Source organism: Parvibaculum sp., assembly GCF_049651025.1.
GTDB lineage: Bacteria > Pseudomonadota > Alphaproteobacteria > Parvibaculales > Parvibaculaceae > Parvibaculum.
Genome location: NZ_JBASBH010000098.1, coordinates 1 through 4,806, shown reverse-complemented (window position 1 = coordinate 4,806; position 4,806 = coordinate 1). Strand labels below are relative to the sequence as shown.

5 protein-coding genes are annotated in these 4,806 nt (G+C 59.2%); 1 reads left to right on the top strand and 4 read right to left on the bottom strand.

Annotated elements, in window-relative coordinates; all coding sequences use genetic code 11:
• Window positions 1-172 precede the first annotated feature (172 nt).
• Window positions 173-973: a crotonase/enoyl-CoA hydratase family protein gene (locus WA943_RS12640; protein ID WP_424470239.1), complete on the bottom strand. Its 801-nt coding sequence runs from the start codon at window positions 971-973 to the stop codon at window positions 173-175.
• A gap of 206 nt (window positions 974-1,179) precedes the next feature.
• Here WA943_RS12640 and WA943_RS12635 point away from each other — a divergent pair, with 206 nt between their 5' ends.
• Window positions 1,180-2,703 (top strand): sensor histidine kinase, encoded by a 1,524-nt coding sequence (locus tag WA943_RS12635; protein ID WP_424470238.1) that lies wholly within the window; start codon window positions 1,180-1,182, stop codon window positions 2,701-2,703.
• 3 nt (window positions 2,704-2,706) lie between these two features.
• Here WA943_RS12635 and WA943_RS12630 read toward each other — a convergent pair whose 3' ends face one another.
• The 3 genes from WA943_RS12630 to WA943_RS12620 all read right to left on the bottom strand — a co-directional run.
• Window positions 2,707-3,246, bottom strand: a complete 540-nt coding sequence (locus WA943_RS12630; protein WP_424470237.1) for an inner membrane-spanning protein YciB — start codon at window positions 3,244-3,246, stop codon at window positions 2,707-2,709.
• Window positions 3,247-3,396: 150 nt separating this feature from the next.
• Entirely contained in the window at window positions 3,397-4,527 is a 1,131-nt protein-coding gene (locus tag WA943_RS12625) for an acyl-CoA dehydrogenase family protein (RefSeq protein ID WP_424470236.1), read from the bottom strand.
• 51 nt (window positions 4,528-4,578) lie between these two features.
• Window positions 4,579-4,806: acyl-CoA dehydrogenase family protein (locus WA943_RS12620; RefSeq protein ID WP_424470235.1), on the bottom strand; the 228-nt coding region annotated here is incomplete at its 5' end.

Below are 4,806 nucleotides of genomic sequence, written 5' to 3'. Positions count from 1 at the left end.
TTCCTTGCCTGCCTGAATTTTCAGCGTGGCGACGACACCGATAACGGCCATGAGTTTCTCCCGATTTTCTGTGTGATTTCATCATATTCGGATTGGCAGCGACTTTAGGGGGATTGGGGGGCCGCTTCAACGGCTACGGCCACCCCCTGCCCGTTCAGGACCGCACAGGCCCCTATTCGCCTTTGTAATTTGCCGGACGCTTTTCAAAGAAGGCGTCGAGCGCTTCCTTGTGATCGCTGGTGTGATGCGCGATGGCCTGCATGGAGGCCGAAAGCTCCATGATCGTGTCGAAGGAACTCATCATGCCCTGACGAAGCAACTGCTTCGTCATGCGCAAGACGTCGGGCGCCTGGCCGCAAATCTTGTCGGCAACCGCATGGGCGCGGGCCATCAGATCGGCGGCGGGCACAACTTCCGAAACGAGGCCCCATTCCTTGGCGGTCTTCGCGTCGATGGTGTCGCCCGTGTAGAGAAGCTCCGAGGCGCGCGCCATGCCGATAATGCGCGGCAACAGCCAGGCGCCGCCATCGCCGGGGATAAGGCCGATCTTGAGGAAGGTCGCACCGAAAATCGCGGTGTCGGCGGCGATGCGCGTATCGCAGAGGCAGGCGACGTCATTGCCGAGCCCGATGGCCGGGCCATTGACCGCCGCGATCACCGGCACTTCAATGCCCCAGACCGAGCGAACGATGCGGTGGATGCCGCCGCGATATTGTTCGCGAATATGGACGCCGGGCCCGCCGAAGCCTCCCGTGCCTTCACGCATGGCCTTCACGTTGCCGCCAGCCGAAAACGCCTTTCCGGCCCCGGTCAGGATCACGCAGCGAACGCCGCGATCGGCATTGATGCGCGCAACGGCCTCGGTGAAATTCTCCGGGTCATCGGCTGCGCCGAGCGGGTTGCGGCTCTCCGGCCGGTTGATCGTCAGGGTGACAACGGGGCCTGTTTTTTCAAACAGCAAGGCATCAGTCATTTCGGGACGCTCCTCTGATGGGCGCAGACAGTCATGGTCCACGCCTCTTTCTATAGGCGGATTTCCATTTGGAAAGGGCAGTTAACCAAGAGTCGGAAAGCCTTATTAACAATTTTAGTCGACCTTGAGCTTCAACGAAATGAGGGATTCGGCAGTCGCAAAAGGCGGCCTGCTCCTCTTCTCATCGCGGCGAGGATATTGGGCACATGGCACTGGAGGACGCGCAGCACAGCACCGGATCTACCGGACGCACGCGCGACAAAGCTTCCAATTCCGCAATGAAAGAAACGCGTGCCGCGTTTGTCGACGGCTTGCGCGCCGTTCTGTATGGGAAGCCTGTGCGAGTTTCTGCCGATGCGGGCATTGCGCAACTGCGCGCGCTGGCCGAATTGCAGATCAACGCACCTCTCGCGCTTCCCCTTCTCTTTGCGGCATTTGCGGCAAGCCTTTATTCTGTCGTCGCGTGGGAGATCCTCGTCTCCTGGACGGTGGTGATGTCCGGCCTGCATTATTACGCGGTCTATAATGCGCGCGCCTATCTTCGCGCCGATGTAGAGCCCTCCCAGTTTCGCGAATGGGCGGTGCGCTTCGAAACCTTCAGCCTTGCCTTCAGCATCGGATTGTCGTCGATCCTGGTTCTGTTCTGGGTACCTGACAACATCATCTATCAGACCTATGTCATCTCATCCGTCGCCATTGCCGTCGCGCCGATGATACTGGTGACGATTTGCTACTTCCCGGTCTTCTATCGCACGCTCATTCCGATCATCGTGGCAATGGTCGCCCGGTTCCTCGCCTATGGCGACATGTTTCACCTCGGCATTACTGTCGTGCTGATCATGTTCGGCGTGTTGCTGAAAAATCTTGCCTCATCGGTGAACGGGGCGATGCTTCGCTCCATCAACCTGCAATCCGACAAGAACGCGCTTATCGAACAGCTTTTCCGCGCCAAACGCGACTCAGATGCGGCACGCGCACGCGCTGAAGACGCAAACCGCGCCAAATCGCATTTCCTTGCCAATATGAGCCACGAGCTGCGCACGCCGCTCAATGCGATCATCGGCTTTTCGGAAGTCATGGCGACGGAAATATTCGGTAGCCACGCCAAGCCGATCTACAAGGAATATTCCAACGATATCAATCGGTCAGGGCAGCATCTTCTCGCGCTTATCAACGACATTCTCGACCTCTCGCGCATCGAGGCGGGGCGCTATCAAATCGCCGAAGAGGACGTCAATATCATGCAGATCGCAGATGATGCGCGTCATCTGCTTTACATCCGGGCACAGGCGCAGGGCGTCAGTGTCGTCGAGGAATTCGAATCCGATCTGCCGATGCTCTACGCAGACAGCCGCGCCATTCGCCAGATCTGGATCAATATTCTCACCAATGCGATCAAGTTCTCTTCAGCCGGCACGACCATCACGATGATCGCGCGGCTGGACCCGACTGGAGAATTGCGTTTCGGCGTTCACGATCAGGGTGCCGGTATTTCCGAAAACGAAATCGGCCGCGTTACCGAAGCCTTCACGCAGGGTGCGGCGGGCATTGCCCAACCCGGAAAGGGCTCCGGCCTCGGCCTGTCCATCGTGAAGGGGTTGATCTCTCTGCATGGCGGCAGGTTCGAAATCCGCAGCGCGCTGGGGCGCGGTACGCAGGCCGAGGCTATTTTCCCGATAGATCGGCTGCGTCACGCCGGGCAGCCGGATGGCCGACGCGCAACAGCCTGAGGCTTAAAGTGTCGTCGCGCTTCGCGCCGCTATTTGCCTGATAACGCTCGCGCGGAATATCCAATACTGGATGGCAAAGAAAACGAGCTTCGCGCCGATTGCGCCGAAGGAGAGGAACCATATCCAGACCTTCGGCTCGAAGTTGAGTGCGATGATCACATTGGCAACCCCAAGCGCGACCATCAGCGCCGACCACGCATATCCCCATCCGACGATCATGCGCTGCGACAGGTTTTCTGCGGCGACGGGCGGCAGATAGCGGCCCAGCCAGCCCGGCTGCAACATCACGCAGGCGATGGCGCAGTGAATGATGGTCGGCTTCAGCATGACGAATTTCGGATTTTGCGTCAGCAGGGTCGCCCCGCCGAAGACGATGACGAGACCGAGGCTCGCCCATTGCATGCGGCTGACGGTGCGCCCGACCAGCTTTTGATAGGCGAACTGGGCGATCGCGACGCCGATGGCGGCAGCGGTTGCGACGTATATGTCGTCGACGATCGTGAAGACGATGAAGAAGATGATCGTCGAAAGAAGGTCGTTCAAAAGCTCTTTCAATTCAGACCCCCGTTTGACCGCCCGTTTCCGGCGGTTGCAGATTTTTCAGATGCGCCAGTCAATGACGGCATCCGGGCGACAAAAAAGGCGACGGTTCACAACCGTCGCCCAATTTGTCAGATTCGCAGGCTAAGCCCTTCAGGCAGCTTGCGAATAACGCTTCAGCTGATGATCCACATTACCGAACTGGGTGTCGATCATCGTCAGGCGCTTGAAGTAGTGGCCGACATTGAGTTCATCGGTCATGCCCATGCCGCCATGAAGCTGCACGGCCTGCTGGCCAACGAAGCGACCGGCCTTGCCGATCTGGACCTTGGCGCCCGCAGCCGCTTTCACGCGCTCGGCCTCGTTCTCTTCGAGCTTCAGGTTGACCATGTAAGTCATTGAAACCGACTGCTCATATGCCATGAACATGTCAACCATGCGGTGCTGCAGAACCTGGAACTTGCCGATCGGTACGCCGAACTGCTTGCGCGTCTTGCAGTATTCGACGGTTGCCTTGTTGAGCTCGCCCATGCAGCCGACAGCTTCGGCGGAGAGCGCGGCGATCGCCTGATCCGTCACCTTCTCGACGAGGGGAAGCCCCTTGCCTTCCGCGCCGATCAACGCATCCGCGCCGACCTTCACGTTCTCGAAAGTGATTTCCGAAGCGCGGCGGCCATCGACCGTCGGGTAGTCGCGGGTCGAAACGCCGGGGGCGTTCTTGTCGACGATGAAGACGGAGACGCCGTCACGGTCGCGCTGGCCGCCGCTGGTGCGTGCGGTGACGACGAGCTTCTGCGCCCAGGGTGCGCCGAGAACGACGGCCTTATAGCCGTTGATCGCGTAGCCCTCGCCGTCCTTCTTCGCCGTGGTGACGAGGTCGGCAAGATTGTAGCGGCCCTGCGGCTCGGCATAGGCAAAGGCCCAGACGGTCGAACCGTCGACGATGCCGGGAATGTACGCGTCGGCTTGCGCCTTGGAAGCGCCTTCGCGAAGGAAACCGCCCGCGATCACGACCGTCTCGACATAGGGCTCGACGACGAGGTGACGGCCGAACTCTTCCATCAGGATCATCGTTTCGATGGCGCCGCCACCGAGACCGCCAAGCTCTTCGGAGAAAGGCGCTGCAAGCAGGCCCAGTTCTGCGAACTGCTTCCACATCGGCTCGCTCCAGCCATCTGCCGACTTCACGATCTTGCGGCGTGTGTCGAAGTCATATTTGTCGGCGAGCAAGCTCTGCACCGAATTGCGGAGGAGTGTCTGTTCCTCGGTGAACGAAAAATCCATGTCCTACCCTTCCCGTTTCAAGTCGTTGTTCTATGAGGTGCTTTGAGCCGATTAAAGGCCAAGCACCATTTTTGCGATGATGTTGTGCTGGATCTCGTTCGAGCCGCCATAGATCGAGGTCTTGCGCATGTTGAAATAGTTCTGTCCGACGCCGTTCGAATAATCGGGGCCTGCGACAAACTCGTTGCCCGCCATCTCGCCGGTCGGCACCTGCACGAATGCATAATTGCCAACGGCTTCGAGCGTCAGTTCGGTGATGCGCTGCTGGATCTCGGTGCC

What these genes read in the sequence shown, in the direction of transcription:
- WA943_RS12640 (WP_424470239.1), bottom strand. Translation starts at nt 973, where the DNA reads ATGACTGATGCCTTGCTGTTTGAAAAAACAGGCCCCGTTGTCACCCTG.
- WA943_RS12635 (WP_424470238.1), top strand. Translation starts at nt 1,180, where the DNA reads ATGGCACTGGAGGACGCGCAGCACAGCACCGGATCTACCGGACGCACG.
- WA943_RS12625 (WP_424470236.1), bottom strand. Translation starts at nt 4,527, where the DNA reads ATGGATTTTTCGTTCACCGAGGAACAGACACTCCTCCGCAATTCGGTG.